Origin of the sequence: Nocardioides sp. GXQ0305 (assembly GCF_050880345.1) — a bacterium.
In the GTDB taxonomy this organism is placed as follows: Bacteria; Actinomycetota; Actinomycetes; order Propionibacteriales; family Nocardioidaceae; genus Nocardioides.
This window is the reverse complement of record NZ_JBNYXG010000003.1, coordinates 38,596-64,768: the sequence shown is the minus strand read 5'-3', so window position 1 is coordinate 64,768 and position 26,173 is coordinate 38,596. Positions and strand designations below refer to the sequence as shown.

Here is a 26,173-nt window from a genome sequence, read left to right as displayed (position 1 = left end):
TCGCGCCATGGGTGACCTGGTGCCGATCCGACCCGTCGTCGAGCCGGGGAGCAGCGAGCCCCGGGCCGTCGAGCCGCTCTGGCGCGAGGCCGTCGGGCAGCTGCTGCGCGACCGCAGGCACGAGCGCGGCGAGAAGCTGAGCGAGACCGCCGGGCGTGCGGGCGTGTCGACGCAGTACCTCTCCGAGGTCGAGCGGGGCCGCAAGGAGCCCAGCTCCGAGGTGCTCTCCGCCGTCGCCGGCGCCCTGGACCTCACCCTGCTCGACCTCACCGCCGGCGTGGCCCGGCGGCTGTCCGTGCCGGGCCCGGCGACGGCCGGGCACCGGAGCGGGACCCCGCTCGCGCTCGCGCTCGCCGCGTGATCACCGGCTGCTGATCACCTGGTCGGCCAGCCCGTAGTCGACCGCCTCGGGTGCCCGGAGGATCCGGTCCCGGTCGGTGTCCCGGCGCAGGGTCTCGACGTCCTGACCCGTGTGCAGGCTGAGCGCCTCCTCCATCTCGGCGCGCACCTGCAGGATCTCGTCGGCCGCGAGGATCAGGTCGGGGATGGTGCCGCGCCCCTGTCCGCTCGGCTGGTGCAGCAGTACCCGCGCGTGCGGGAGCACCGACCGCTGACCGGGGGCGCCCGCGGCGAGGAGCAGCGCCGTGCTGGCGAACGCCTGGCCGACACAGGTGGTCGCCACCGGGGCGCGGCTGTAGCGGATCGTGTCGTAGAGGGCGAAGGTGGCGGTGATCGAGCCGCCCGGTGAGTTGATGTAGAGGTTGATGGGCGAGTCGGGGGCCTCGGACTCCAGGTGCAGGACCTGCGCGATCAGCGCGTTGGCGACGCCGTCGTCGATCTCGGTGCCGAGGTAGACGATGCGCTCCTCGAGCAGCCGGCTGTAGACGTCCATCACCTTGTCGCCCCGCGGGGTCCGGCTCACGACGTTCGGGATCGTGTAGGTGCTCACCGGGCGGCTCCCGTCGTGGTCGGCGCGGCGGTCAGCCCCGTCGTACGCCGGGGCGTCGGGCGCAGCTGGGTCAGGTCGGCGACCACCTCGTCGACGAAGCCGTACGCCCGGGCCTCCTCGGCCGTGAACATGTGGTCGCGGAGCGAGTCCTCGAAGACCTGCTCCGGGGTCTGCCCGGTGCGGTCGGCGATGATGCCGATCACGGTGTCCCGCATCCGGCGCAGGTCGTCGGCCTGGAGCTCGATGTCGGGGGCGCTGCCGCCGATGCCGGCCGAGCCCTGGTGCAGGAGCACCTTCGAGTGCGGGAGCGCGTAGCGCTTGCCGGCGGTGCCGCAGCAGAGCAGGAACTGCCCGGCGCTGTAGGCCATGCCCAGCACGACCGTGGAGACGTCGTTGGGCACCAGGCGCATGGTGTCGGCGATCGCGAGCATCGCGGTCACCGAGCCGCCGGGGGAGTTGATCCAGAGGCTGATGTCGGTGGTCGGGTCGTCGGTCGCGAGCAGCACCATCCGGGCGCACAGCATCGCGCCGATCTCGTCGTCGAGGGGGGTGTCGAGCAGCAGGATCCGGTGCTCGAGCAGGTCCTCGGCGGTACGCCGGCCCAGGAGCGGTGGTCGGATTTCGTCGGTCATGTCCCGAACCTCCCCGACGGGCACCCTCCGCACCAGTGCGTGCTGCCCGGAGCGGATCTGCCCGTGGCAGCACGACCCCTCGTCCGCGGCGGGAACGATCTGTCGGCGCGGCGCGTTAGCGTCTCGGTCACTCGCCGCCCGTCCCCGACCAGAGGTCCTGCTGCGTGAGCTTCGTCCCCGTCACCGGGCCGGCCGTCTTCACGGCCGCCGACACCCCGCGCGAGAGCGTGGTGGAGTTCAGTGACGGCCGACGTACGGTCGCGCTGCCGATCCGGGGGGCGCTGCCGGTCCTGACCCGCGCGCCGGCGCGCGAGGAGGCCCACGAGAGCGTCCGGCTGATCGCCGGCGCCGCGCTGCTCGGGATGCGGATCGTGGCGGCCGGCGCCTTCGAGCCCGGCGAGGGGCGGTGGCGGCCGACCCCCTCCGCCGCTGACGACGACCAGGCCCGCTTGCTCGCCGGCGACGACCCCGGGGTGGCCCGGCTGGTGCACGACGTGGTGGCCGCGGTCGTCGACGCGCTGCCCCGCAGTGCGCCGTCGCCGTCTCGACCGGCCGCGCCGGCGTCGCGGGTGTCGTTCCACGAGCGGCTCGAACGCCGGCTCCGGCGCCACGACCCCGAGGCGCAGCGCGACCTGGCGCAGCTGGTCCGGATCTCGCTGCGGATCGAGGCCGACGAGGAGGAGCTGGCGGCCGGCGCGGTCCGGGTGGTGCCCCAGGTGCACGACGAGCAGGACCCGATGCGGGTCTGCGACGCCGCGCTGCTCTGGACCGGCGAGGGGGTCGACCACGGGTTCGGGGAACGGGCCCGGACCCACGCCGGGATCGCGCTGCGGTCCGCTGCCGACGCGTGGCCGGTGCTCGACCGGCTGCTGGAGCTGAGGGTCCCCGACCAGGTCGTGCTCGACACCGACGAGCTGGTCAGCCTGCTCGACGAAGGAGTCGCCGCCCTGGCCGACCGTGGGGTCGACGTGATGTGGCCGCGCAGCCTGGGCCGCGACCTCACCGCCACCGCCGTCCTCGACCGGCGTACGCTCGGCGACGGGCCGGTCCGCGAGGAGCCGCTCCAGAGCGGCGTGCTCACCCAGGAGGCGCTGTTCGACTTCCGCTGGCAGGTCGCGCTCCACGGCGACCCGCTCACGCCCGAGGAGATGGACGCCCTGGCCCACGCGGCGTCCCCGCTGCTCCGGCTGCGCGGCCAGTGGGCGGTCGTCGACCCTGCCCTCGCCCGCAAGGCCCGGCGACGGCTGATCCGCACCGCCACCCCGGCGCAGGCCGTCGCCGCGGCGCTGTCGGGCGTCGCCGAGGTCGACGAGGGCTCCGACGTGGGAGCGAGCGAGGTGATCGTCGGCGCCAGCCTGCTCCGGGTCCGCGAGCAGCTGATGACCGCGGCCACCCGCGAGCCGGTCGAGCCGCCCGCCGCGCTGGAGGCGACGCTGCGCGACTACCAGCGCCACGGCCTGACCTGGCTCGACCAGCTCACCTCCCTCGGCCTCGGCGCCTGCCTCGCCGACGACATGGGGCTCGGCAAGACGGTCACCCTGATCGCCCTCGCGCTCCACCGGGCCGCCCGCGAGTCGGGCTCCGGCCCGACCCTGGTCGTGTGCCCGGCCTCGCTGCTCGGCAACTGGCAGGCCGAGATCGAGCGGTTCGCGCCGGGCGTCCCCGTACGCCGGTTCCACGGCGCCCGCCGCGACCTGTCCGGGACCGACGGGGTCGGCGCGTCGTTCGTGCTGACCACCTACGGCACGATGAGGCGGGACCACGAGGCGCTCGCCGAGGTTGCGTGGGACCTCGTGGTCGCCGACGAGGCCCAGCACGTCAAGAACGCCCGGTCCGCCACCGCCCGCGCGCTGCGCCGGATCCCGAGCGTCGCGCGGGTCGCGCTCACCGGCACCCCCGTCGAGAACGACCTGACCGAGCTGTGGTCGATCCTCGACTGGGCGACCCCCGGCCTGCTCGGCAGCCGCAACGCCTTCCGCCGGGTGTGGGCGGCGCCCATCGAGGCCGGGGTCGACCCGGCGGTGACGGCCCGGTTCCGGGAGCTGGTCGCGCCGTTCCTGCTGCGGCGCCGCAAGTCCGACCCCGGCATCGCCCCGGAGCTGCCGCCGCGCACCGACACCGACCACCTGCTGTCCCTCACCCGCGAGCAGGTCGTGCTCTACGAGGCCTACGTCCGCGACTGCCTCGAACGGATCGAGCGGGCCGACGAGAGCACCCGCCGGGGCCTGGTGCTGGCGATGCTCACCGGCCTCAAGCAGATCTGCAACCACCCCGCCCACTTCCTCAAGCAGGGGTCGCTGCGCCGGGCGTCGGACAAGACCGACCTGCTCGACGAGATCGTCGGGACCGTCCTCGCCGAGGAGGGCGCGGTCCTGGTCTTCAGTCAGTACGTCGCGATGGCCCGGCTGCTCGCCGACCACCTGTCGCAGCAGGGCGTGCCCCACCAGCTGCTCCACGGCGGCACCCCGGTCGCCGAGCGGGAGCGGATGGTCGCCCGCTTCCAGTCCGGCGAGGTGCCGGTGTTCCTGCTGTCGCTCAAGGCCGGCGGCACGGGCCTCAACCTCACCCGGGCCGACCACGTCGTCCACTTCGACCGGTGGTGGAACCCCGCGGTCGAGGAGCAGGCCAGCGACCGGGCCCACCGGATCGGCCAGACCCGGCCGGTGCAGGTCCACCGGATGACCACGACCGGCACCATCGAGCAGCGCATCGCCGAGCTGCTGGCCCGCAAGCGGTCGCTCGCCGACGCGGTGCTGGTCTCCGGCGAGGGCGCCCTCACCGAGCTGAGCGACGCCGAGCTGCGCGACCTGGTGACCCTGCGCAGCGAGCCGGGGGCGACGTGATGGCCACCCACGCCCGGCTGGCCCCACGACCGGCCGGGGCCGCCCGGGCCCGCACCTGGTGGGGCAAGGCGTGGGTCCGCGCGGTCGAGGAGGCGGCGTACGCCGAGGAGGACCTGGTGCGCGGGCGGCGGCTCGCCCGCGCCGGCCGGGTCGGGGGGATCACCGTCGAGCCGGGCCGGTTCGTGGCCGCCGTCGAGGAGGGCGACGACGTGCTCACCGTCAGTGGCGGCCTGCCGGAGCTCGACCCGGCCGGGTCGGCGGCGCTGACCGAGGTGGTGGCCGCGGAGTCGGGGCGGATCGCCGCCCTGCTCGGCGGCGACCTCCCCCACCCCCTCGTCGAGCACGCCGAGGAGTCCGGCGTCGAGCTGCTGCCGTTCGGGGGTGAGCTGGCCACCCGCTGCACCTGCGAGCCGTGGGCCGACCCGTGCCACCACGCCCTCGCCGTGCTCCAGCAGCTGACCTGGCTGATCGAGGCCGACCCGTTCGTGCTGCTCGCGCTCCGCGGGGTCGGCCGCGACGACCTGCTGGCCCGGTTGCACGCCCTCTCCGAGCCGGCCGACCGCGGCGCCACCGACCTCGACGTCGCCGCCGACGCCGCCCGCCGCGCGGGCCGGCTGCTCGAGCTGCTCGACGACCCCGACGCCTCCCTGGACCACCTGTGGTGAGCGATCCGGGCCGTGCCCTCGGGGCGGCCCGCGAGCAGGAGCTGCGACGGCTGGCCGCGCTGACCGACGACTTCGACGCGGTGGTGGCGGCCTCGCTCGACACCAACGCCGACGACGAGCACGACCCCGAGGGGCACACCATCGCCTTCGAGCGCTCGCAGGTCGACGCCCTCGTGCGCCAGGCACGCGACCGGCTGGCGGAGCTCGACGCCGCCGTACGCCGGCTCGAGGCCGGCACCTACGGGACGTGCGAGCGCTGCGGCGGGCCGATCGCCGGCGAGCGGCTCGAGGCCCGTCCGGAGGTCCGGCTCTGCATCGCCTGCGCCCGGATCCACCCCGTGTGAGGCCGCGTGTGCCTGAGAACGACCAGGACGCCGTCCTCAGGCACACGCGGCGATCAGGCCGGCCCGACCCCGAGGGCGGAGAGAGCCATCCCGGTCAGCAGCTCGCGCATCTGGGGCTCGGGCACCAGCGCGCTGTGGGGCGTGGAGTTGATCAGGCCGAACGCCGCGTGGGCCATCGCGCGCGCCCGGTCGGTCCGCAGCCCGCGGTGGACCCGCCGCAGCGCACCGGCCCACACATCGACGTACGCGCGTTGCAGGGTCCGCACCTGCTCCCGCGCGTCGGGCGGGAGCGACTCCCAGTCGCGGTCCTGCACCACGATCAGCGGGCGCCGCCGGAGGGCGAAGTCGACGTGCCAGGCGACCAGCGCCCGGACGGCCGCCTCGCCGTCGGCGGCGTCGGCCACCCGCTCGCGCCCGACGCCGAGCAGCTCCTCGCTGATCGCCACCAGCATCTCGGCGAGGATCGCGTCCTTGGACGGGAAGTGCTTGTAGAGGGCGGGGCCCGAGATCCCGCACGCCGCCCCGATCTCGGCGACCGAGACTCCGTGGAAGCCCCGGGCCGCGAACAGGTCGGCCGCGGTCGCCAGCACCTGCTCGCGCCGGCTCACCGCCTCGGTCGTCATGGCCACAGGTTAGCGCCCGCTAACCCGGTCGACGTGACGTCTCACCGACGCTCGTTGCCGTGCCGGTAGTGGCCGGTCGCCCGCGCCAGCAGCTGCTGCGCCTCCGCCTCGCCGGCACCCCGCAGCCGTGCCGCGAGGCGGGCCGCCGGCTGGCCGCCGACGGTCGCGACCAGCCGTCCGCCGCGGAAGACCCGTACGGCGCCGGCGGCCGTCACCTGCCAGTCGTAGGGGTCCGCCGCGAGGGCGTCGTCGCCGCGGGGCACGGTCAGTGGCTCGCCAGCACTGTGGGGTCGACCGGCTCCTCGGCCGGCTTCCGCGGCAGGAAGAACGCGGGGATCAGGCAGCACCCGACGAGGATGGTGCCGACCACGAACACGGTCGCGAAGGCGTCGGCCATCGCGGCCGGGGCCTGTGCGGCCAGCGCCTGCAGCTGGTCCGGGGTGACCCCGAGCCGCTCGGCGATCGCCCCGACCGCACCGGGGTCACCACCGGCCTCGGCCAGCGCGGCACCCGCGGCGACCTCCGGGGAGTCCTTGAGCTCGTTGGTGAGGATCACCGAGAACAGGGCGGTCCCGATCGAGGCGGCCACCTGCTGGGTGATGTTCATCAGGGTCGAGCCACGGGCGATGTTGTGGTCGGTGAGCGTCTGCAGGGCCGCCGACATGATCGGCATCATGGTGGCGCCCATGCCGAGCCCCATCACGAACAGCGCGCCCAGGATGTAGGCGTACGACGTGTCGGCCCCGAGCTGGGTGAACAGCGCCATCCCGATGGTCACGGTGGTGATGCCGGCCAGCACCACGCGTCCCGGGCCGCGCTTGTCGGCGAGGAAGCCGGCGATCGGCATGGTCACCATCGCGCCCAGTCCCTGCGGCGCCAGCAGCAGACCGGCCCCCAGCGGCGACTCGCCCCGCACCTGCTGGAAGTAGAGCGGGAACAGCAGACTGGCGCCGAAGAACGCGATCGCGAACAACGCCATCGCGACGACGGCGACGGTCATCCGGCTGTTCTGGAACAGCCGCAGCTCGACCAGTGGGTGGGCGTTGCGGCGGGCCAGCGCCCACGGGACGAAGGCGGCGATCAGGACCAGGCCCGCGACCGCGGGCAGCAGCACCTCGGCGTCCCACACGGTGCCGGCCTCGGGCACCGAGCTGACGCCGTACAGGAAGGCGGCCAGGCCCGGGGAGAGCAGCAGCATGCCGACCCAGTCGAAGGTCTCCGAGGGCTCGACGTGGTCGCGCGGGAGCACGACCCAGGCGTAGGTGAGGGCGGCGATGCCGATCGGCAGGTTGATCAGGAAGATCCAGTGCCACGACGCCGCCTCGATCAGCCAGCCGCCGAGGATCGGACCGAAGATCGGGCCGAGCAGCATCGGGATGCCGAGCACGGCCATCACGCGGCCGACCCGGTGCGGGCCGGCGGCGCGGGTCAGGATCGTCATGCCGAGCGGCATCAGCATGCCGCCGCCGAGGCCCTGGATGACCCGGAACAGCACCAGCATCTCCAGGCTGGTGGCGGCCGCGCAGAGCACCGAACCGGCGGTGAAGAGGGCGACCGCCAGCACGTAGAGCCGCTTGGTGCCGAAGCGGTCGGCCGCCCAGCCGGTCAGCGGGATCACGCTGGCGAGGGCCAGCGTGTAGCCGGTCATGGTCCACGCGACCTCGGCGGACGTCGCGTCGAACTCGCGCTGGAACGTGTCGAGCGCGACGGACACGACGGTGATGTCGAGGATCGACATGATCGCGCCCAGCACCACCACGCCGGCGACGAGCAGGACCTTGCGGTCGAGCCGGTCGGTCGACGGACCGTCGGTCGGGTCGGTGGAGGGGTCGGGGAGGATCTCGGTGCTCACCGGGAAATCCTAGGAACAGTCGGGCTCCCGCACGACCGACTTTGGTCTCGCCCCGGAGTGCGGTGCGTCACGCCGGGCCGGAGATCCCCTGGGTCAGGGCTGTACGACGCCGTGGTCGGCGTCGTAGGTGTCGCCGGTGAGCTTCGTCTTCGCGAAGCTGATCAACGAGGCGACCTTGCCACCGGGGGTGTCCCAGTACTCGGCGCGCTCGACGTCGACCCGGATCAGCAGTGCCTCGGGGTCCTCCGGGCCACCGGGCAGCCAGGCCTCGGCGAAGGTGTTCCAGAGCTCCTGCAGCTTGGCCGTGTCGTCGACGACGTACGCCTTGCCGGTCAGCGCGACCCACGCGCTGCGCGAGGAGAACGAGAGCGCGACCCGCGGGTCGACGGTGAGGTCGTGCGTGTGCTGGGTGCTGCGGGCGGTGATGAACCACATCTCCGCGCTGGCGTCGACCTCCTGTCGCGCCATCGGGACGGTGCGGGGGCCGCCGGCGCCGAAGGTGGTGAACATCGCGATCGGCATGTCGCGCATCAGCTCCACGAGCTGCTGCTGGTCTCCGTCATGTGTCATGCCCTCGACGGTAGGTCTGCACCCGAAAGGGTGGATCAGGCCAGCAGCCGCTCGTCGTACGGCGCCGCCGACAGCACCTCGGGACCGTCGGCGGTGATCACCACCTGCTCCTCCAGCTTCACCCCCTCGGCGTCGCCGACCGCGCCGACGTACGACTCGATGCTCATCACCATGCCGGCCTCGAGCTCGCCGTCGTGGTGGTCGGTGAAGTTCACGCACGGGTACTCGTCGACCAGTCCGGTCCCGTGGGCGATGAAGGGGTAGCGCTGGGCGCGGAACTCCTGGGGCAGCAGCGGCCCCAGCCGTCGGCCGAGGTCCTCGAACGACGCGGCGTACAGCCGTCGCTGCTCGCCGGTGCACCGGGTCGACGGTGAGTCCGTTGTCGACCGTGACGTCGAGCGCGCTCACCGCCCTGCCCCCTTGCGGGGGTTTCGAGGCTCAGGCCCGGGGGGCCTTCGCACCTCAACCTCCGATGCCCCCGCCGCTCCTCGGAGGTTGAGGTGCGAGCGAAGCGAGCCTCGAAACCCGGAAACACCACCGGAGCTTGAGGTGTGGGGCGCGCGAGCGTTTCCGGAGGTTGAGGAGGTTGCGCAGCAACCGTTGGTTCCTGAGGAGGGCGCTCTGCGCCCGTCTCGATGGGCTCGAAACCACCACGACCGGATGTTCTGCCGTGGGTGGTTTCGAGACGGGCCTGGCGGCCCTCCTCAACCACCGAAGGCTCCGGAGGTTGAGGTGCGAGGCGCGCCAGCGTTTCCGGAGGTTGAGGTGCGAGGCGCGCCAGCGTTTCCGGAGGTTGAGGTGCGAGGCGCGCCAGCGTTTCCGGAGGTTGAGGTGCGAGGCGCGCCAGCGTTTCCGGAGGTTGAGGTGCGAGGCGCGCCAGCGTTTCCGGAGGTTGAGGTGCGAGGCGCGCCAGCGTTTCCGGAGGTTGAGGTGCGAGGCGCGCCAGCGTTTCGGGAGGTTGAGGTGCGAGGCGCGCCAGCGCCGAGCCTCGAAACCCCGGAACCTCGGGCAGGGTGGCGACCACGGCGGTCATCCGTCGACGACGAGGTCGCCGCAGGGACGCGAGCAGCACAGCAGGATCTCGCCCTGCTCGACGTCGCGGTCGCGGATGCCGCCGGCGTGCCTCAGGTCGACCTGCCCCTCGACGAGCGAGGTCCGGCAGGTGCCGCAGATCCCCTCGCGGCACATCGACGGCGGCCGCAGGCCTGCGCGCAGCGCGGCGTCGAGCAGCGTCTCGGACTCCCCGCACGGCACGGTGAGGCCGCTGCGGCCGAACGTCACGGCGTACGTCGGCCCGCTGGGCGCCGCGGCGACGGCGTGCTCGGCTCCGCGGGCGGCGAGGTCGAAGCTCTCCTCGTGGCACCGCTCCGGGTCGACGCCGGCGAGGTTGAGCGCCTCGCGGACGGCGGTCATGTACGCCGGCGGTCCGCACGTGAAGACCTCGCGCTCGTGGAGGTCGGGCGCGACCCGGAGGAGGGTGCGCAGCCCGAGCAGCCCGGTGGCGCCGGCCCACTCGTCGTCGGCGGTCTCGCAGACGACCGTTACCTCGAACCCCGGCGTCCCCGCGACCACCTCGAGCTCGTCGCGGAAGATGATGTCGCGCGGCGACCGTGCGCTGTGCACGAAGACGACGTCGGCCGGGCCCGCCGAGCCGTGCAGGGCGCGGGTCATCGACATCAGCGGCGTGATGCCGCTGCCCGCCGAGAGGAACAGGTACTTCTCGGCCGGGTGCTGCACGGAGCTGAACCGGCCGTGCGGGCCGGTGGCCGTCAGCGAGTCGCCGACGCCGAACCGGTCGTGCAGCCAGCCCGACACGGGTCCGTCCGGCGTCCGCTTGACCGTGATCGTCGGCCGGTGGGCGTGCGCCGGCGACGACGCGATCGTGTAGCAGCGCTGGTGCTCGACGCCGTCGACCTCGACGGTGAAGGTGAGGTACTGCCCGGGCTCGAAGGCGACCGCCGAGCCGTCGGCCCGCTCGAAGGTGAAGCTGCGGACGTCGTGCGTGACGTCCTCCACCGCCACGCACACCAGCCGCTCGTCGACCGGCGCCCCCCGGTCGACCTCAGGGGCGAGCAGGTCTGTCATGCCAGGTGCTCCCGGAGCCGCTCGACGTACCAGGTGACGAAGCCGTCGACCTGGTACTCGTTGGGGGCGTAGGGCCCCGGTTCGTACGCCGGGCTGGCGACGCCGGCCTGGGCGCGGGCGACGAGCGTGCCGTCCTGCGCGTTGGTGTGGTGCCAGACCTCGGTCAGCCGGTCGAGGTCGTAGTCGACGCCCTCGACGGCGTCCTCGTGCACCAGCCACGTCGTGCGCACGAGCGTCCGGTCGGGAGCGAGCGGCAGGACCTGGAAGAGCACGGCGTGGTCGGCGAGGAAGTGGAACCAGGCGTTCGGCTGGAGGTGCAGCGAGAGCCGGCCGAGCTTGAAGACGTCGAGGTCGCCGAGCAGCTTCGTGGACGCACGGGCGCCGTCGGTCGTGTAGGACTCGCCCGCCCCGTCGAGCGCCTCGCGCTGGACGCGGAACGCCGTCGTCCGCCCGGAGATCTCCTCGATCGCGGCGTACGGCATCCCGCGCTCGTCGCAGGCCCGCTCCAGCTCGCGCTCGGCCCGCAGGTAGCGCGCGTGCACGGGCAGCAGCCGGTCGGGCAGCTCGTCGATCGAGTAGCCGTAGGTCGGGAAGAAGGTGCAGGTGAGCTCGGGGTGGCCGGCCTCGCAGTGGTAGCACTCGCGGTTGTTCTCCATGACGAGCTTCCAGTTGCCGTGCTCGACCAGGTCCTCCCGGGCGGCCACCTTGGTGCGGCACAGCTGGTGGGGCGCGAGGTACGGCGCGATCCGGCCGATCACGTCGTCGACGTCGTCCGGCGGGTCCGGGGCCAGGCAGACCAGCACCAGCCCCTCGACCACCCGCACCGCCACCTGCTTGAGGCCGAAGCACGACGGGTCGAACCCGGGCGCCTGCTCGCCGGCGTGAAGCAGCGTCCCGTCGGTGGCGTAGGTCCACTGGTGGTAGCCGCAGACCATGGTGCCGACCGACCCGCGCTCCTCGTGGAGCACCCGCGAGCCGCGGTGGCGGCAGACATTGTGGAGCGCCCGGACCTGCCCGTCGTCGTCGCGCACCACGATCACCGACCACGGCCCGACCTCGACGGTGACGTAGTCGCCGGGGTGCTTCACCTCGGCCTCGGTCGTGACGTAGAGCCACTGCCGCCCGAAGACCGCCGCGACGTCGAGGTCGTGGACCTCCTGGCTGAGGTAGAACGGCGCCTCGAGCGGTCGCCCCGGCACGCGTCGGTCCAGCAGCGCTCGTACGTCGGTGGTGGTCTCGCGCTCGGCGAACGTCGTCATGCGTCCCTCCTCAGATCGCCTGGCACAGCCGGAGCGCGTCGTACGTCGCGGCGTGGATGTTGCGGCTGGCGACGGCGTCGCCGATCCGGAACAGCTGGAACCGGCCCTCGGGGTTGGTCGCGACCTGCTGCGGCCGGCCGGCCAGCAGCGCCGGGTGGTCGACCTCGCCGAGGTTGGTCGACGACGGCACCAGCTCGAGGTAGAGGTCGTCGACCGGGACCGTCCCGTGCTCGACGACCACGTGGTCGACGGTCCGCTCGACGACGCCGTCGACGTAGTCGCTGACCAGCTCGGCGACCAGCTGCCCGCCCTCGCGACGTACGCCGTGCAGCCGGCGGGCCAGCGTGACCTGCACGTCGTGCTCGGCGAAGGCGCGCAGGTAGGCGGGGGAGTTCATGCCGCCGACGGCCGGGGCGAGCGCGCGCTCGGGCGTGATCAGCTCGACCCGCGCACCGTGGACGGCGAGCAGCTCGGCGGCGTCGAGGGCGGGCTCGGCGCCGTTGTCGTCGTAGACCAGCACGTCGCCGCGCGGCCGGGCGTCGCCCGACATCACGTCCCAGGTGTCGAGCACGAGGTTCTCGCCGTGGGCGAGGAAGGACCGGTCGGGCATCCCGCCGGTCGCGATGACGACGACGTCCGGGTCGAGGGCCAGCACGTCGGCCGCCTCGGCGTACACCCCGAAGCGGAGCTCGACGCCGGTGAGCTTGGCCTCGCTGACCCGCCAGTCGACGATGCCGATCAGGTCGCGGCGGCGCGGGGCGGCCGCGGCGAGCAGCACCTGGCCGCCGGGGTGGCTGCCCGCCTCGAGGACGACGACGTCGTGGCCGCGCTCACCGAGGACGCGCGCGGCCTCGAGCCCGGCCGGGCCGGCGCCGACGACGACGGCCTTCTTCGCCGCGGGGGCGGGCGGGACCACGTGGTGCAGCGTCTGCTCGCGGCCGGTGGCGGGGTTGTGGAGGCACTTGGCGTCGCCGGACTCGTAGATCGCGTCGAGGCAGTAGTTGGCGCCGACGCAGGGCCGGATCCGGTCCTCCTCGCCGCGCATCGTCTTGGCGACCAGGTGCGGGTCGGCCATCTGCGGCCGGGTCATGCCGACCAGGTCGAGCAGGCCGGCGCGGACGGCGTGGCGGGCGGTGGCGACGTCGGCGATCCGCGAGGCGTGCATGACCGGGACGTCGACCGCGGCCCGGATCTCGCCGGCGAAGTCGAGGAACGGCGCGCTCGGCGTCCCCATCGACGGGATCACCCTGGTCAGCGTGGCGTCGCTCTCGATGGTGCCCTTGATGACGCTGAGGAAGTCGATCCCGTCTTCCGTGTAGCGGCGCAAGGCCTCCAACGCCTCCTCCCGCCGGAGGCCGTCGGCCCGGTCCTCGTCCATCGACATCCGGATGCCGACCACGAAGTCCGGCCCGACCGCCTCGCGCACGGCGGTGATCACCCGCCGCGGGAAGGCGAGCCGGTGGTCGAGGTCGCCGCCGTACTCGTCGTCGCGACGGTTGGTCGTTGGGGACAGGAAGGCGTCGAGCAGGTGGCCGTAGTGCTGGATCTCGATGCCGTCGAGCCCGGCCTCGCGGCAGCGGGCGGCGGCGTCGGCGTAGTCGCGGACGATCCGGTCGATGTCCCAGGGCTCGGCGACCTTGGGGAACGAGCGGTGGGCGGGCTCGCGGAGCCGCGAGGGGTAGACCAGCGGCAGCCAGTCGCCGGAGTAGTTGGAGGTACGCCGCCCGAGGTGGGTGACCTGGCACATCACCGCGGCACCGGCCTCGTGCACGTCGTCGGTGAGCCGGCGCAGCCACGGGACGACCTCGTCGCGGTAGAGCAGCAGGTTGCCGAACGACGGCGGGCTGTCCGGCGAGATGACCGCGGAGCCGCCGATCATGGTCAGCCCGACGCCGCCGCGGGCCTTCTCGAGGTGGTAGAGCCGGTAGCGGTCCTTCGGCATCCCGTCCTCGGCGTACGCCGGCTCGTGGGAGGTGCTGACCACTCGGTTGCGCAGCCGGACGCCGCGGAGCTCGAAGGGCTCCAGCAGTGGGTCGAAGGCACGCACACCTTGAGTGTGAGGCCGCGGCACTCGTGAGGAGAAGCAAACGTTCGTCCACGGCATCGTGCAAACTGGTTGCATGATCGACCACCGGCTGCAGGTGCTGCGGATGGTCGCGTCACGGGGCACGGTGACCGCGGCCGCCGAGGCGCTCGGCTACACCCCGTCGGCGGTCTCCCACCAGCTGCGCAGCCTGGCCCGCGAGCTCGGCGTACCGCTGCTGGCGCGGGAGGGGCGCGGCGTACGACTGACGCCGGCGGCGCGGCTGCTGCTGGCGCGGTCCGAGGAGCTGTTCGCGCGGTGGGAGGAGGTGCGGGCCGAGCTCGCGGCGACCGGCGACCGGGCGGTGGGGTCGCTGCGGCTGTGCGGATTCTCGACCGCGGCGGCGGCGCTGCTGCCGCCGGTGGCGGCGCGGGTGGCGGCGCTGCACCCGGGGGCGACGGTGCGGATCATCGAGGCCGACCCGGCGGAGTGCTTCGACCTGCTGCTGGCCGACGACGCGGACCTGGCGGTGGTGGTGGCGACGGCCTCGCTGCCCCCGAGCGACGACCCGCGCTTCGAGCAGGAACCGCTGCTCGACGACCCCCTCGACCTGCTGCTCCCCGCCGACCACCCGCTGGCGGGCGAGCAGTCGGTCTTGCTGGAGCAGGTCGCGGGCGACCACTGGATCATGGACCGCCCCGGCACGGCGTACCACCAGCTGGTCGTCACGGCCTGCGCCGCCGCCGGCTTCACCCCGAGCATCGCCCACCAGGCCACCGAGTGGGACACCGGCGCCGCCCTCGTCTCCGCCGGCCTCGGCATCGCGCTCATCCCCCGCCTGGCCCGCCTCCCCGCCGACTACTCCCTCGCCCGCGTCCCCCTCCGCGGCGACCCGACGCCCGCGCGCCACCTGTTGACCGGCGTACGCCGCGGATCCCGGGCCCAACCCGCCATCGCCACCGCTCTCGCCGCCTTGGAAGACGTCGCCCTCACCCGCCGCGCCGAACTGCCGGGCGGTGCCGGTAGCACGCCCCCTGACCAGTGACGGGGACGAGGGACCAGGGGCTCGACCGCCGGGCGTGGAGTGCGCCGTGGTGCGTACCCGCCCCCGTCTCCGCCCAGGGCGGCAGGCATGATCGGCCGGCATGGGAGACGAGCGACGAGGCCGGTCCGAGCTGCACGCCGAGGGGCTCGTCGAGGTGGTGGTCGAGATCCCCCGAGGTGGTCGCAACAAGTTCGAGCAGGACGACGACGGCGTCATCTGGTTCGACCGGCGGGTCGGCGGCCCGGCGGGCTTTCCCGGCGAGTACGGGTACGTCGTGGGCATCGAGGCCGAGGACGGCGACGCGCTCGACGCCCTCGTCCTGTGCGACGAGCCGACCTACCCGGGCGTGCACATGATCGCACGGGTGCTGGGCGCCTTCGTGATCCGGAGTGGTGAGGAGACGGAGACCAAGCTGCTCTGCGTTCCCGATCAGGACCATCATCAGGATCATCTGCGGGGGCTGACCGACCTTCCCACGAACGCACTGGACGAGCTGGACGCCTTCTTCGCGGCGTACCGGATGCTGGAGCCCGGCAAGTGCGAGGTGGTGGACCACCTCGACCGCGATGCGGCTGTCCGGGAGTGGCTCCACTGACCCGGCGGACCGAGGCGGCACGCGCGCCTCTGCGCCACGGTGATCGGCCCCCGGCCGCGACACCGCACCCCTCCGAACGAACGGGACAGCCGTGAACGACGTGATCTTCGCCAACGGGCGGCTCTTCGACGGCCTGCACTACCACCACGACCACGCGGTGGGCGTGCGTGGCGGCATGATCCACGCGGTGGGGCCCCTGGACAAGGTGCGCGAGGACATGTCGGGAGCCTCTCGCAGGGTCGAGGAGTACGACGCGGACGGTGGCCTGGTGATGCCCGCCTTCCACGACGCGCACATCCACCCGCTGATCGGCGGCCTCGAGCTGCGCAGTGGGCTGCTCACCGAGTGCGGCAGCGCCGAGGAGTGCCTCGACGCCATCGCCCGTGCCGTGGCGGAGCAGCGCGACGCCCAGGGCGGCGACACCTGGTTCCGCGCCGGTGGCTGGTCCCTCGAGCACTTCGATCAGCGGACGGGCCCGACCGCCGAGCTGCTCGACCGGGTCGTGCCCCACCGGCCGGCCTTCCTGCCCAGCAACGACCACCACAACGCGTGGGTCAACACGCGGGCCCTGGAGCTCGCCGGCATCGACCGCCACACCCCCGACCCCCCGGACGGGTGGATCGAACGGGACGAGCACGGGCACCCGACCGGTACCCTGCGCGAGGCCGCTGCCCTGCTGGTGCACCGGCTCGTCGACACCACCCGCGAGGAGAAGCGCGCGGCGCTGCGCGACGCCCAGGCGCACCTGCACTCGTGGGGGATCGTGGGTTGGCAGGACGCGCTGGTGGGCGGCTACGCCGGGATCGACAACCCGACGCAGGCCTACCTCGACCTCGTCGACGACGGCGACCTCACCGCACGTGTACGGCTGGCGCTGTGGTGGGACCGGCACCGCGGCGTGGAGCAGGTCGAGGAGCTCGAGGCGGAGCGCGAGCGGCTCGCCGAGGCAGGACTGGACGCAGGCTCGGTCAAGCTCATGGTCGACGGGGTCTCCGAGACGTTCACGATGGCGGTGGACGAGCCGTACCTCGGCGGCGCCCGCTGCCCCTGCGATGGTGGCGAGCGCGGCCTGACCTTCCTCGAGCCCGACCAGCTCGACGACGCCGTCGTCGCCCTCGACGCCGCTGGGTTCCAGGCGCACTTCCACGCGCTGGGCGACCGGGCGGTCCGCACCTCGCTGGACGCGATCGCGGCAGCGCGGCGGCGCAACGGCTGGAGCCACCAGCGCCACCAGCTCGCGCACCTGCAGCTGGTGGCACCCCGGGACCGCAACCGGTTCCGGCTGCTCGGCGCAATCGCCAACGTCGAGGGCATGTGGGCCCGCTACCACACCCCCGCCGTGCAGATGGTGGAGCCCTTCCTCGACCAGGAGCGGCTGGACTGGCAGTACCCGTTCGCCGACATCGTCAACAGCGGCGCCCTCGTGGCGGGCGGCTCCGACTGGCCGATCAACCCGCCCGAGCCGATGGAGGGCATCCACGTGCTGGTGAACCGTTCCTCGCGGCACACCGACGAGAGTGACGAGGAACCCCCCATGCGCGACGACCAGGGCCTCACGCTGACCCAGGCGCTGCAGGCCTACACCAGCGGCGCGGCCCACGCGAACCACCAGGAGGACTCGGGGAACCTCCGGGTCGGCGCCTCGGCGGACATCGTCGTGCTGGACCGGGACCCCTACGACCTCCACGAGGACGACATCGGCTCCGCGGAGCCGGTGTCCGCCTGGTCGCGGGGGTCGGAGGTCTTCCACCGGGACTAGCAGTATCGCGGGTACGTCCCCGCCGCCGGTGGCGGCGCTCCACCCGGGGCGACGGTGCGGATCATCGAGGCCGACCCGCCGGAATGCTTCGACCCGCTGCTGGCCGAGGACGCGGACCTGGCGGGGACGTACGCCGCGGCAGTCGCACCCAACCCGCAATCGCCACCGCCCACGCCGCTCTCGAATCCGTAGCCCTCACCCACAGCGCCGAGCTCCCCGGTTGAGGTCCCTGAGACGTTGGGCTGGGTGCTGCAATGCGCCGCGAATGAGCTCAGAGGTGGGCGAACGGTGAGCCTCCTGCTAGCGCAGGTGGTTAACGATCGCTAACCTGAGGTCGTGAGCGAGATGAGGGAGCTGGTCGCCGAGCTGCGCGAGCGACTGGCGCGGGCGCGGCAGGGTGGTTCGGAGAGCGCCCGGCGCAAGCACACCGACCGGGGGAAGCTGCTGGTGCGCGACCGGGTCGACCGGCTGCTCGACCCCGGCAGTCCGTTCCTGGAACTGAGTCCGCTGGCGGCGTACGGGATGTACGGCATGGACGGCGACGACTTCGCGGTGCCCAGCGCAGGCATCGTCACCGGCATCGGGCGGGTGAGCGGGCGGGAGTGCGTGATCGTCGCCAACGACGCGACGGTCAAGGGTGGGACCTACTACCCGATGACGGTCAAGAAGCACCTGAGGGCGCAGGCCGTCGCCTCCGACAACCATCTCCCGTGCGTCTACCTCGTCGACTCGGGCGGCGCCTTCCTGCCGATGCAGGACGAGGTGTTCCCCGACCGCGAGCACTTCGGGCGGATCTTCTTCAACCAAGCCAACCTCTCCGGCCGCGGGATTCCGCAGATCGCCAGCGTCATGGGGTCGTGCACGGCCGGTGGCGCGTACGTGCCGGCGATGTCCGACGAGACGGTGATCGTCAAGGAGCAGGGGACGATCTTCCTCGGCGGCCCGCCGCTGGTGAAGGCGGCGACCGGTGAGGTCGTGACGGCCGAGGAGCTCGGCGGGGGTGATGTGCACGCGCGTACGTCGGGGGTGGTGGATCACCTGGCCGAGGACGATGCGCATGCGTTGGCGATCGTGCGGAGCATCGTGGGGACGCTGCCCGGGTCCGGGGGTTTCGAGGCTCGCTCCGCTCGCACCTCAACCTCCGACGGTGGCGGCCCTCGCACCTCAACCTCCGATTGGGGGCGGGCGGCCCGAGTGCCTTCCGAGGTGGAGGAGCCCCTCGAGGACCCCTCGACGCTGGACGACGTGGTGCCGACCGACACCCGGACGCCGTACGACGTGCGGGAGGTGATCCGGCGGGTGGTCGACGGCAGCCGGTTTCACGAGTTCAAGCGGCTCTACGGCGAGACGCTGGTGTGCGGGTTCGCGAAGATCTGGGGCCACGAGGTCGGCATCGTCGCCAACAACGGCATCCTGTTCAGCGAGTCGGCACTCAAGGGCGCCCACTTCATCCAGCTCTGCAACCAGCGCGGCATCCCCTTGGTGTTCCTGCAGAACATCACCGGCTTCATGGTCGGCCGCGAGTACGAGAACCGCGGCATCGCCCGCGACGGCGCCAAGCTGGTCACCGCGGTGGCCTGCAGCGTCGTGCCGAAGTTCACGGTCGTCATCGGCGGGTCGTTCGGCGCCGGCAACTACGGCATGTGCGGCCGGGCCTACGACCCGCGGTTCCTCTGGATGTGGCCCAACGCCCGGATCTCGGTGATGGGGGGCGAGCAGGCCGCCAGTGTGCTCGCCACCGTGCGGCGCGACGGGATCGAGGCCCGCGGCGAGGCGTGGTCCACCGACGACGAGGAGGCGTTCAAGGCGCCGATCCGCGACCAGTACGAGCACCAGGGCTCGCCGTACTACGCCACCGCCCGGCTCTGGGACGACGGCATCATCGACCCCGCCGACACCCGCCGGGTGCTCGGGATGGGACTCGCCGCCACCGCCCACGCCCCCGTGCCCGACCCCTCCTACGGCATCTTCCGGATGTGACCTCGATGACCGACTCCCACACTCTTCTCGTCGCCAACCGCGGTGAGATCGCGATCCGGGTCATGCGCACCGCCGCCCGGCTCGGCTGGCACACCGTCGCGGTCTTCACCGACCTCGACGCCCGGGCGCCCCACGTCCACGCCGCCGACGACGCCGTGCGGGTGCCGTCGTACCTCGACGTCGACGCCGTGGTGGCGGCGGCCGTGGAGAGCGGCGCGCGGTTCGTGCACCCGGGCTACGGGTTCCTGTCCGAGCGGGCGCCGTTCGCGGCCGCCCTCGAGGAGGCCGGCATCACGCTGGTCGGGCCGAGTGCGGCCGTCATGGAGCAGATGGGCCGCAAGGACGCCGCCCGCGAGCTGGCGGTTGCGGCTGGTGTTCCCGTGGTGCCGGCGTACGAGCTGGGTGGTTTCGAGACGGTTGCTGCGCAACCTCCTCAACCACCGGAAGCAGGCGCTCCTCAACCACCGGCGGATGGCGCGGAGCGCCTTCCTCAACCACCGATTTCGTACCCCGTGCTGGTGAAGGCGGCGGCCGGCGGGGGTGGCAAGGGGATGCGGGTGGTCCGCTCCGAGGGGGAGATGGCCGAGGCCGTGGCGGCGGCGAAGCGCGAGGCGCTGTCGGCGTTCGGCGACGACACCATGCTCGTGGAGAAGTACGTCGAGCGCGGCCGCCACATCGAGGTGCAGGTCATCGGCGACACCCACGGCACCGTGCTCCACCTCCACGAGCGCGACTGCTCGACCCAGCGGCGCCACCAGAAGGTGCTCGAGGAGGCTCCCGCCCCGAGCCTGTCCGAGGAGCGGCGGCGCGCCATCACCACGGCCGCGGTCGACCTCGCGCAGCACGTCGGCTACGTCAACGCCGGCACCGTCGAGTTCCTGCTCGACGACGACACGGGCGAGTTCTACTTCCTGGAGATGAACACCCGGCTCCAGGTCGAGCACCCCGTCACCGAGCTGGTCACCGGTCTCGACCTGGTCGAGCTGCAGCTCCGGGTGGCCTTGGGTGAGCCGCTCCCCGTGTCCCAGGACGAGATCAGGGCGGACGGGCACGCCATCGAGGCCCGGGTGTACGCCGAGGACTCCTTCGGCGGCTTCCTGCCGCAGGCCGGGACCGCCTCGATCGTGCGGTGGCCCGACGACCTGCCCGGCGTGCGGGTCGACCACGCGCTCGAGTCCGGGCAGGTGGTGTCGACGTCGTACGACCCCATGCTGGGCAAGGTGATCGCCCACGGGCCCGACCGCGAGGCGGCCCGCCAGCTGCTGGTCGACGCGCTCGACCGGACCGCCGTCCTCGGGCTCACCACCAACGCCGGGTTCCTCCGGGCGCTGGTGGCCTCCGAGGAGTTCCGGGACGCCACGATCGACACGGCCTGGCTCGACCACCACGAGGTGCCGGCCCCCGGCGACGAGCTGCCGCGGGTGCTGGCCGCCTGGACGTCGGCAATGGTGACCGCCCTCGACAGCGGGCACCCCTTCCAGGCCGACGGCTTCCGGCTCGGCGCCGACCCGGCCCCGACCCTGGTGGAGCTCGACCGCGACGTCGTCGTCGACCGCGCGGCCGGACTCGTCGACGACGTCCGGGTGCGCGAGATCTCCGCGGCCGACCACGTCCTCGAGGCCGTCGTCGACGGCCACCGGGTCCGGGCCGTCATCAACGCCCAGCGCGACTTCGTCGACGTCGCGCTGCAGGGACAGCGCCACCACTTCACCCGCCCGGACCGGCTCGCCGGGGCGGTCGAGACCTCCGACGGCACGGTCACCGCACCGATGCCCGGCACCGTGCTCGAGGTCAGGGTCGCCGAGGGCGCACAGGTGGAGGAGGGTGCCATCCTCGGCACCATGGAGGCGATGAAGATGGAGCTCGCGCTGACGGCGCCGTTCGCGGGCACGGTCACCACCGTCGGGGTGACGGCTGGGGCCGGTGTGGCGCTGGGTGCGACGCTGTTCGTGGTGGAGGCGTCATGACGCCCGAGCGGGTCACCATCTACGAGGTCGGCCCCCGCGACGGCCTCCAGAACGAGTCGGCTATCGTGCCGGTCGAGGTCAAGGCCGAGTTCGTACGCCGGCTCCTCGCCGCCGGGCTGCCGGTCGTCGAGGCGACGTCGTTCGTCCACCCGAAGTGGGTGCCCCAGCTCGCCGACGCCGCCGACCTGATGAAGATGCTGGGCGACGAGGGCCGCGAGCTGCCGGTGCTGGTGCCGAACGAGCGCGGCCTCGACCGGGCGCTGGAGCTCGGGCTGCGGCACGTCGCGATCTTCGGCTCCGCCACCGAGACGTTCGCGCAGAAGAACCTCAACCGCAGCCTCGACGAGCAGTTCGCGATGTTCGAGCCCGTCGTACGCCGCGCCCGCGACGCCGGCCTCGACGTGCGCGCCTACGTCAGCATGTGCTTCGGCGACCCGTGGGAGGGCGCGGTGCCCGTCGAGCAGGTGGTGTCCGTCGGTCGGCGACTGCTCGACCTGGGGGCGAGCCAGCTCAGCATCGGCGACACCATCGGGGTCGGGACCGCGCGTCAGGTCACCGAGCTGATCGACGCCTTCGGTGCCGAGGGCGTCCCAACGAACCGGCTCGCGATGCACTTCCACGACACCTACGGCCAGGCGCTCGCCAACGCCTACGCGGCGCTCGACCGCGGCATCACCACCTTCGACGCCAGCGCCGGCGGGCTCGGCGGCTGCCCCTACGCGAAGAGCGCCACCGGCAACCTCGCCACCGAGGACCTGGTCTGGATGCTCACCGGCCTCGGCATCGAGCACGGCGTCGACCTCGATGCCGTCGTGGCCACCAGCGTGTGGATGGCCGGCCACCTCGGTCGCCCCAGCCCCTCGGCCGTGGTGAGGGCGCTGGCAGAATCGCCTGCATGAGTCCGACGGTCTACCTCCACATCGGGGCGCCCAAGACCGGCACGACCTACCTGCAGGACATGCTGACCCGCAACGCCTCGGCGCTCGCCGACCACGACGTCCACTTCCCGGGGCGCTCCGCGCTCGTCAGCCCGGGGCTGTTCCAGTTCCGCGCCGCCCTCGACCTGCTCGGCCAGGACTGGGGCGGCGCCCCCGGTCACGCCGAGGGCAGCTGGGAGGCCCTGGTCCGTCGCGTACGCCGCCGCACCGGCACCGTCGTCGTCAGCCACGAGATCCTCGCCCCCGCGCCGCCCGACCAGGTCGCGCGCGCGATGGCGGACCTCGGGCCCGACGTCCACGTCGTCTACACCGCCCGCGACCTCGGCCGCCAGGTGCCGGCCGCCTGGCAGGAGAGCATCAAGCAGGGCCGCCGGTGGCGCTACGCGTCGTTCGTGCGGCGCATGGAACGCGGCCGGACCTGGTTCTCCCGGGCCTTCGACCTCCCGACCGTGCTCGGCCGGTGGGGCGCCCACGTCCCGCCGGAGCACGTCCACCTGATCACCCTCCCGCCGTCCGGCCACAGCCGCCCGGGTGACGACCTCTGGCACCGGTTCTGCCGGGTCGTCGGGATCGACCCGGCCTGGGCGCCCGAGCAGAGCACCCGGTCCAACGTGTCGCTCGGGGTCGCCGAGGCGGCGGTGCTGCGGCGCCTCAACAAGCAGCTGGACCGGCGGAACCGTCGGGTGGCGGCGTACGACGGGCTGGTCCGGTCGATGCTGGCCGAGGACGTGCTGGTCCAGGGCGAGTCGCCGCGGATCACCTTGCCGCCGGACGCCTACGAGTGGGTCGACCGCACCACCTCGACCTGGCTGGAGTGGATCGAGCAGGCCGGCATCGACGTGGTCGGCGACGTCGAGGAGCTGCGGCCCGCGCGGCCCGAGACGCCGTGGCGCGACCCCGACCAGGTGTCCGCGCGCAAGCGGTCGAGGGTCGCCCTCAACGCCCTCGCCGCGATGACCGTCGAGGCCGCCAAGCGGCCCGACCCCGACCAGACGCTGCGCGGCCGGGTCCGGCAGGGCGCCGTGCGGCTCAAGCCCTGGTGACCGACCCGGCGAGCGCCCGGGCGTGGGGTTGGGTCGCCCACCTCCGCGACGGGGGCACCACCGCGTGGCGCGAGTGGGCGGGGACCGCGGAGCCGTCCGGTCCCGTGCTGCCGGGTGCCCAGCAGCTGGAGCTGGCGCGCCGCGTCAACCTCGCGGGCCGGCCGACGGCCGACCTGTTCGAGCGGGTGCTGGCGGCCGACCCGCCGCGCCGGTCGCGGCCGGCGCTGCCCCTGCTCGACGGACCCGAGGTGCCGGCGCACGGCCCCCGCCCGGTCGACCCGGCGGAGGTGCAGGCGGTCGAGCTGCTCGACCTGGTCGCGGTCGTCCTCGCCCGCGACCTCGCCGGCCGGCGGCCGCCCGAGCCACCCGCCGCGCGGCCCCGGAGGTGGGCCAGGCGGTACCGGCTCGACGGCGAACCCGAGCTGGCCCGCGCGGTGCGCCGGCACCTGGTCGCCCACGGCCGACCGCCGTCGTCGCGCGCGGGCCGGCTGGTCGTGGTCGGCACCGACGTCGGCTCGATGCTGGTCGACCTCTGGGTCCACCGGGCGCTCGGCGAGGGAGTCGCCTCGTGGGGCCTCTGGTGGCGCCGTACGACGGACCGCGACCGGCTGCCGGGCAGGGTCGACCTCGCGCAGATCGTGGCCCGCGGCCGGGCGACCCCCGGCGTGGTCGGGGTGCACCTGGTCACCGACCCCTCGCGCGCCACCCGCGCGGCCGGGCTGCGCGGCGCGCTCCCCCCGCCCCGTCCGCTCGCGGCGACGGCGGTCGAGCTCGGCCGGCGGGTCGTCGACGAGCTCCGACCCACCGTGGCGCCCGAGACCCGCGGCGCCATGGTCTCCGAGCTGCTGCGGCCGCGGCTGGCCACCGTCGACGGTCCACCGCCCGTCGTACCGGCCCGGCACCGGCGCTGGGTCGAGGCCCGGGCGACCCGGCTGGTCGCCGGGCTCACCCGCGACCGCGAGCGTGACCGATACCCTGTCTCCGGCAGCCTGGAGCTGCTGCTCCCGGGCGACCGCCCGGGAGTCGAGGTGATCGGTCCGCGCGAGACGCTGACGACGGGGATCGCGCTGCTGCTCGCGGCCGACGGTCACACCCCCGAGGAGGCGTGGTGAGTCGACGGGTGCTGCTCCACGTGGGCACCCCCAAGACCGGGACCTCGCACCTGCAGGACGTGCTGTTCCGCAACCGCGGCCGGCTCCTCGAGCACGGGGTCCTCTACCGCGCGGACCGCTTCGACGCCCACTTCCTCGCGGCGCTCGACCTGCTGCAGCTGCGGTGGGGAGGCCTCGAGGAGGAGTGCGTCGGCGAGTGGGACAAGCTCGCCTCCGGGGTCCGCGACCACTCCGGGACCAGCATCATCAGCCACGAGATCCTCGCCACCGCCTCCCACGCGCAGGCCACCCGGGCGCTGGAGTCGCTCGGCCACCCCGGGACCGAGGTGCACCTGGTGCTCTCGGTTCGGGACCTGGTGCGGCAGATCCCGGCGGAGTGGCAGGAGAACGTCAAGCACCGTCGCGAGCTGGGCTTCGGCGAGTTCCTGCGCCAGCTGCGCGACCCGTCCCGCAGCCAGGGGGTGGCGCCCTGGTTCTGGGGGGTGCAGGAGGTCCCCGACATCCTCGACCGGTGGGCCCGTGAGCTGCCCCCGGAGCGCGTGCACCTGGTCACCGTGCCCCCGCCCGGCGGTGCGCCCGACGTCCTCTGGCAGCGGTTCAGCCGGACCTTCGGGCTCGACGGGCTCGACCTCGACCTGGCCGCCGAGCGCGCCAACCCCTCGCTCGGCGTCCCGGAGACGGCGCTGCTGCGCCGGCTCAACGCGCGGGCCAACAAGGTGGTCCCGCCGCCGGTCTACCGGCCGCTGGTGCGCGAGCTGCTCGCCCACCAGACCCTGTCCCAGCGGGTCGCCTCGCCGCGGCTCACGCTGCCGCCGGACGTGCACGAGTGGGCCGAGGCGCTGGAGGAGTCCTGGGTCGCGACGCTGCGCGAGCGTGGCTACGACGTGGTCGGTGACCTCGACGAGCTGACCGGCGCTCCCGCCGTCACGGCGGACGCGTACGTCGACCCCGACCACCCCGACGAGGCCCAGGTGGCCGACGCCGCCCTCGACGCGATCACGGCGCTGGTCGTCGAGAACGGACGGCTGGTGCGGGCCGAGGCCGATCTCGCCGCCCGGCTGGCCGACACCGAGCAGGCCCTGGAGCGCAGCTACCTGCGGCCGACGTACCGGTTCCGCGAGAAGGTGGTGCGGGCGCTGCGCCGCAACCGGGCCGGCCTGCTGGCGCTGCGCGTCTACCGGCGGTTGCGCGGCAGGAGCTCGCGGTCGGCGTAGCGCCCGATCCGCCAGGTGACGAACCCGTCGGCGCCCATGCCGACCAGGCCGCCCATCACGGGGACCCGCCGCGCCACCGAGGTCGCGAGCCGCTTGCCGGCGATCTTGGTGATCAGGTCGGAGGCCACGATCGCCGACAACGCGCCGTCGAGGGCACCGTCGTGGGCGGGGGCGGTCGCCAGCGCCATCGGGGTCGCGGGGAGCTTCTTCTGGCGCACCATCTCCTCGACGGTGTCCTCGCCGAGCAGCAGCACCAGGATCGCGTTGCGGACCCGCGGGTCGTCGAGGTCGTAGCCGCGCAGGTGGGCGATGCCGGCGATCATCCGGCACTCGATGAGGGCCAGGCCGGTGATGTTGGCGGGGATCATCACCGACGCGGTGACCAGGCCGCCGAGGTTGGTCACGAAGCCCTGGGCGCCCGCGAGGCGGACGTGGTTCTCGATCACCTCGTGGACGGCGCGGTCGACGTCGCCGCGCTGCTCCTCGAGCTGCTTGTCGGCCGCCGCGGCGGCCGGGGGGAGCGGACCCACCCCCGCGATCGCCCGGGCCAGCGCCTCCCGGACGAAGACGGTGGTCACCCCCGGCGCCAGCTCGGTGACGCGGGGGGCCAGCCGCCTGGAGATCTCGCTGATCGCACCCATGTCCCGAGCCTAGCCGGGGGCGCGGAACGCCGCC

At 73.5% G+C, this 26,173-nt stretch carries 24 protein-coding genes; 13 read left to right on the top strand and 11 right to left on the bottom strand.

Going from position 1 to position 26,173, the window contains the following annotated elements:
* The first annotated feature begins 7 nt into the window (after nucleotides 1-7).
* The gene (locus ACQ1X7_RS08895; protein WP_432477823.1) at nucleotides 8-361 is read left to right on the top strand and encodes a helix-turn-helix domain-containing protein; all 354 of its coding nucleotides are present in this window, start codon (nucleotides 8-10) and stop codon (nucleotides 359-361) included.
* Here the strand turns inward: ACQ1X7_RS08895 and ACQ1X7_RS08890 are convergent, their stop codons facing one another.
* Both ACQ1X7_RS08890 and ACQ1X7_RS08885 read right to left on the bottom strand, forming a co-directional pair.
* Complete coding sequence (locus tag ACQ1X7_RS08890) at nucleotides 362-949, bottom strand: ClpP family protease (RefSeq protein ID WP_432477822.1); 588 nt, start codon at nucleotides 947-949, stop codon at nucleotides 362-364. It lies immediately after the preceding gene.
* Nucleotides 946-1,581 carry a ClpP family protease gene (locus ACQ1X7_RS08885; protein ID WP_432477821.1) on the bottom strand — a complete coding sequence of 212 codons (636 nt, stop codon included), beginning with the start codon at nucleotides 1,579-1,581 and terminating at the stop codon, nucleotides 946-948. The genes ACQ1X7_RS08890 and ACQ1X7_RS08885 overlap by 4 nt, the downstream gene beginning before the upstream one ends.
* Before the next feature lie 164 nt (nucleotides 1,582-1,745).
* Between ACQ1X7_RS08885 and ACQ1X7_RS08880 the strand changes: the two genes are divergently transcribed.
* From ACQ1X7_RS08880 to ACQ1X7_RS08870, 3 genes are read left to right on the top strand one after another with little or no spacing between them, the layout of a single operon-like run.
* Nucleotides 1,746-4,424 (top strand): DEAD/DEAH box helicase, encoded by a 2,679-nt coding sequence (locus tag ACQ1X7_RS08880; RefSeq protein WP_432477820.1) that lies wholly within the window; start codon nucleotides 1,746-1,748, stop codon nucleotides 4,422-4,424.
* Nucleotides 4,424-5,089: a hypothetical protein gene (locus tag ACQ1X7_RS08875; RefSeq protein ID WP_432477819.1), complete on the top strand. Its 666-nt coding sequence runs from the start codon at nucleotides 4,424-4,426 to the stop codon at nucleotides 5,087-5,089. The genes ACQ1X7_RS08880 and ACQ1X7_RS08875 overlap by 1 nt, the downstream gene beginning before the upstream one ends.
* A complete protein-coding gene (locus ACQ1X7_RS08870) occupies nucleotides 5,086-5,433 on the top strand; it encodes a TraR/DksA family transcriptional regulator (protein ID WP_432477818.1) in 348 nt (115 codons plus the stop codon). The genes ACQ1X7_RS08875 and ACQ1X7_RS08870 overlap by 4 nt, the downstream gene beginning before the upstream one ends.
* A 53-nt stretch (nucleotides 5,434-5,486) precedes the next feature.
* On the opposite strand, the gene ACQ1X7_RS08865 is transcribed toward ACQ1X7_RS08870, so the two are convergent.
* From ACQ1X7_RS08865 to ACQ1X7_RS08830, 8 genes are all read right to left on the bottom strand, one after another.
* Nucleotides 5,487-6,056, bottom strand: a complete 570-nt coding sequence (locus ACQ1X7_RS08865; RefSeq protein WP_432477817.1) for an SACE_7040 family transcriptional regulator — start codon at nucleotides 6,054-6,056, stop codon at nucleotides 5,487-5,489.
* A gap of 41 nt (nucleotides 6,057-6,097) precedes the next feature.
* Nucleotides 6,098-6,319 (bottom strand): hypothetical protein, encoded by a 222-nt coding sequence (locus ACQ1X7_RS08860; RefSeq protein WP_432477816.1) that lies wholly within the window; start codon nucleotides 6,317-6,319, stop codon nucleotides 6,098-6,100.
* Between the two features lie 2 nt (nucleotides 6,320-6,321).
* On the bottom strand, nucleotides 6,322-7,908 hold the full coding sequence (locus tag ACQ1X7_RS08855) for a DHA2 family efflux MFS transporter permease subunit (protein WP_432477815.1): 1,587 nt from the start codon (nucleotides 7,906-7,908) through the stop codon (nucleotides 6,322-6,324).
* Nucleotides 7,909-8,001: 93 nt separating this feature from the next.
* Nucleotides 8,002-8,478, bottom strand: a complete 477-nt coding sequence (locus ACQ1X7_RS08850) for a pyridoxamine 5'-phosphate oxidase family protein (protein WP_432477814.1) — start codon at nucleotides 8,476-8,478, stop codon at nucleotides 8,002-8,004.
* Nucleotides 8,479-8,513: 35 nt separating this feature from the next.
* Nucleotides 8,514-8,768 carry a M24 family metallopeptidase gene (locus ACQ1X7_RS08845; protein WP_432478335.1) on the bottom strand — a complete coding sequence of 85 codons (255 nt, stop codon included), beginning with the start codon at nucleotides 8,766-8,768 and terminating at the stop codon, nucleotides 8,514-8,516.
* Between the two features lie 739 nt (nucleotides 8,769-9,507).
* Entirely contained in the window at nucleotides 9,508-10,563 is a 1,056-nt protein-coding gene (locus ACQ1X7_RS08840) for a 2Fe-2S iron-sulfur cluster-binding protein (RefSeq protein WP_432477813.1), read from the bottom strand.
* Nucleotides 10,560-11,822: an aromatic ring-hydroxylating oxygenase subunit alpha gene (locus tag ACQ1X7_RS08835; RefSeq protein WP_432477812.1), complete on the bottom strand. Its 1,263-nt coding sequence runs from the start codon at nucleotides 11,820-11,822 to the stop codon at nucleotides 10,560-10,562. The genes ACQ1X7_RS08840 and ACQ1X7_RS08835 overlap by 4 nt, the downstream gene beginning before the upstream one ends.
* 10 nt (nucleotides 11,823-11,832) lie before the next feature.
* Nucleotides 11,833-13,869, bottom strand: a complete 2,037-nt coding sequence (locus ACQ1X7_RS08830) for an FAD-dependent oxidoreductase (RefSeq protein WP_432477811.1) — start codon at nucleotides 13,867-13,869, stop codon at nucleotides 11,833-11,835.
* A gap of 73 nt (nucleotides 13,870-13,942) precedes the next feature.
* Here ACQ1X7_RS08830 and ACQ1X7_RS08825 point away from each other — a divergent pair, with 73 nt between their 5' ends.
* From ACQ1X7_RS08825 to ACQ1X7_RS08785, 9 genes are all read left to right on the top strand, one after another.
* The gene (locus tag ACQ1X7_RS08825) at nucleotides 13,943-14,890 is read left to right on the top strand and encodes a LysR family transcriptional regulator (protein ID WP_432477810.1); all 948 of its coding nucleotides are present in this window, start codon (nucleotides 13,943-13,945) and stop codon (nucleotides 14,888-14,890) included.
* Between the two features lie 100 nt (nucleotides 14,891-14,990).
* The gene (locus ACQ1X7_RS08820; RefSeq protein WP_432477809.1) at nucleotides 14,991-15,485 is read left to right on the top strand and encodes an inorganic diphosphatase; all 495 of its coding nucleotides are present in this window, start codon (nucleotides 14,991-14,993) and stop codon (nucleotides 15,483-15,485) included.
* 91 nt (nucleotides 15,486-15,576) lie between these two features.
* On the top strand, nucleotides 15,577-17,244 hold the full coding sequence (locus tag ACQ1X7_RS08815) for an amidohydrolase (protein ID WP_432477808.1): 1,668 nt from the start codon (nucleotides 15,577-15,579) through the stop codon (nucleotides 17,242-17,244).
* A gap of 345 nt (nucleotides 17,245-17,589) precedes the next feature.
* Complete coding sequence (locus ACQ1X7_RS08810; protein WP_432478334.1) at nucleotides 17,590-19,224, top strand: carboxyl transferase domain-containing protein; 1,635 nt, start codon at nucleotides 17,590-17,592, stop codon at nucleotides 19,222-19,224.
* A 5-nt stretch (nucleotides 19,225-19,229) separates the two neighbouring features.
* On the top strand, nucleotides 19,230-21,191 hold the full coding sequence (locus ACQ1X7_RS08805) for an acetyl/propionyl/methylcrotonyl-CoA carboxylase subunit alpha (RefSeq protein WP_432477807.1): 1,962 nt from the start codon (nucleotides 19,230-19,232) through the stop codon (nucleotides 21,189-21,191).
* Nucleotides 21,188-22,090: a hydroxymethylglutaryl-CoA lyase gene (locus tag ACQ1X7_RS08800; RefSeq protein ID WP_432477806.1), complete on the top strand. Its 903-nt coding sequence runs from the start codon at nucleotides 21,188-21,190 to the stop codon at nucleotides 22,088-22,090. Before ACQ1X7_RS08805 ends, ACQ1X7_RS08800 begins: the two co-directional genes overlap by 4 nt.
* On the top strand, nucleotides 22,087-23,172 hold the full coding sequence (locus ACQ1X7_RS08795; RefSeq protein WP_432477805.1) for a hypothetical protein: 1,086 nt from the start codon (nucleotides 22,087-22,089) through the stop codon (nucleotides 23,170-23,172). The genes ACQ1X7_RS08800 and ACQ1X7_RS08795 overlap by 4 nt, the downstream gene beginning before the upstream one ends.
* Nucleotides 23,169-24,284 (top strand): hypothetical protein, encoded by a 1,116-nt coding sequence (locus ACQ1X7_RS08790; protein ID WP_432477804.1) that lies wholly within the window; start codon nucleotides 23,169-23,171, stop codon nucleotides 24,282-24,284. Before ACQ1X7_RS08795 ends, ACQ1X7_RS08790 begins: the two co-directional genes overlap by 4 nt.
* Nucleotides 24,281-25,498 (top strand): hypothetical protein, encoded by a 1,218-nt coding sequence (locus ACQ1X7_RS08785; RefSeq protein WP_432477803.1) that lies wholly within the window; start codon nucleotides 24,281-24,283, stop codon nucleotides 25,496-25,498. The genes ACQ1X7_RS08790 and ACQ1X7_RS08785 overlap by 4 nt, the downstream gene beginning before the upstream one ends.
* Here ACQ1X7_RS08785 and ACQ1X7_RS08780 read toward each other — a convergent pair.
* Nucleotides 25,459-26,139 (bottom strand): EcsC family protein, encoded by a 681-nt coding sequence (locus ACQ1X7_RS08780; RefSeq protein ID WP_432477802.1) that lies wholly within the window; start codon nucleotides 26,137-26,139, stop codon nucleotides 25,459-25,461. The genes ACQ1X7_RS08785 and ACQ1X7_RS08780 overlap by 40 nt on opposite strands.
* Between the last annotated feature and the right edge of the window lie 34 nt (nucleotides 26,140-26,173).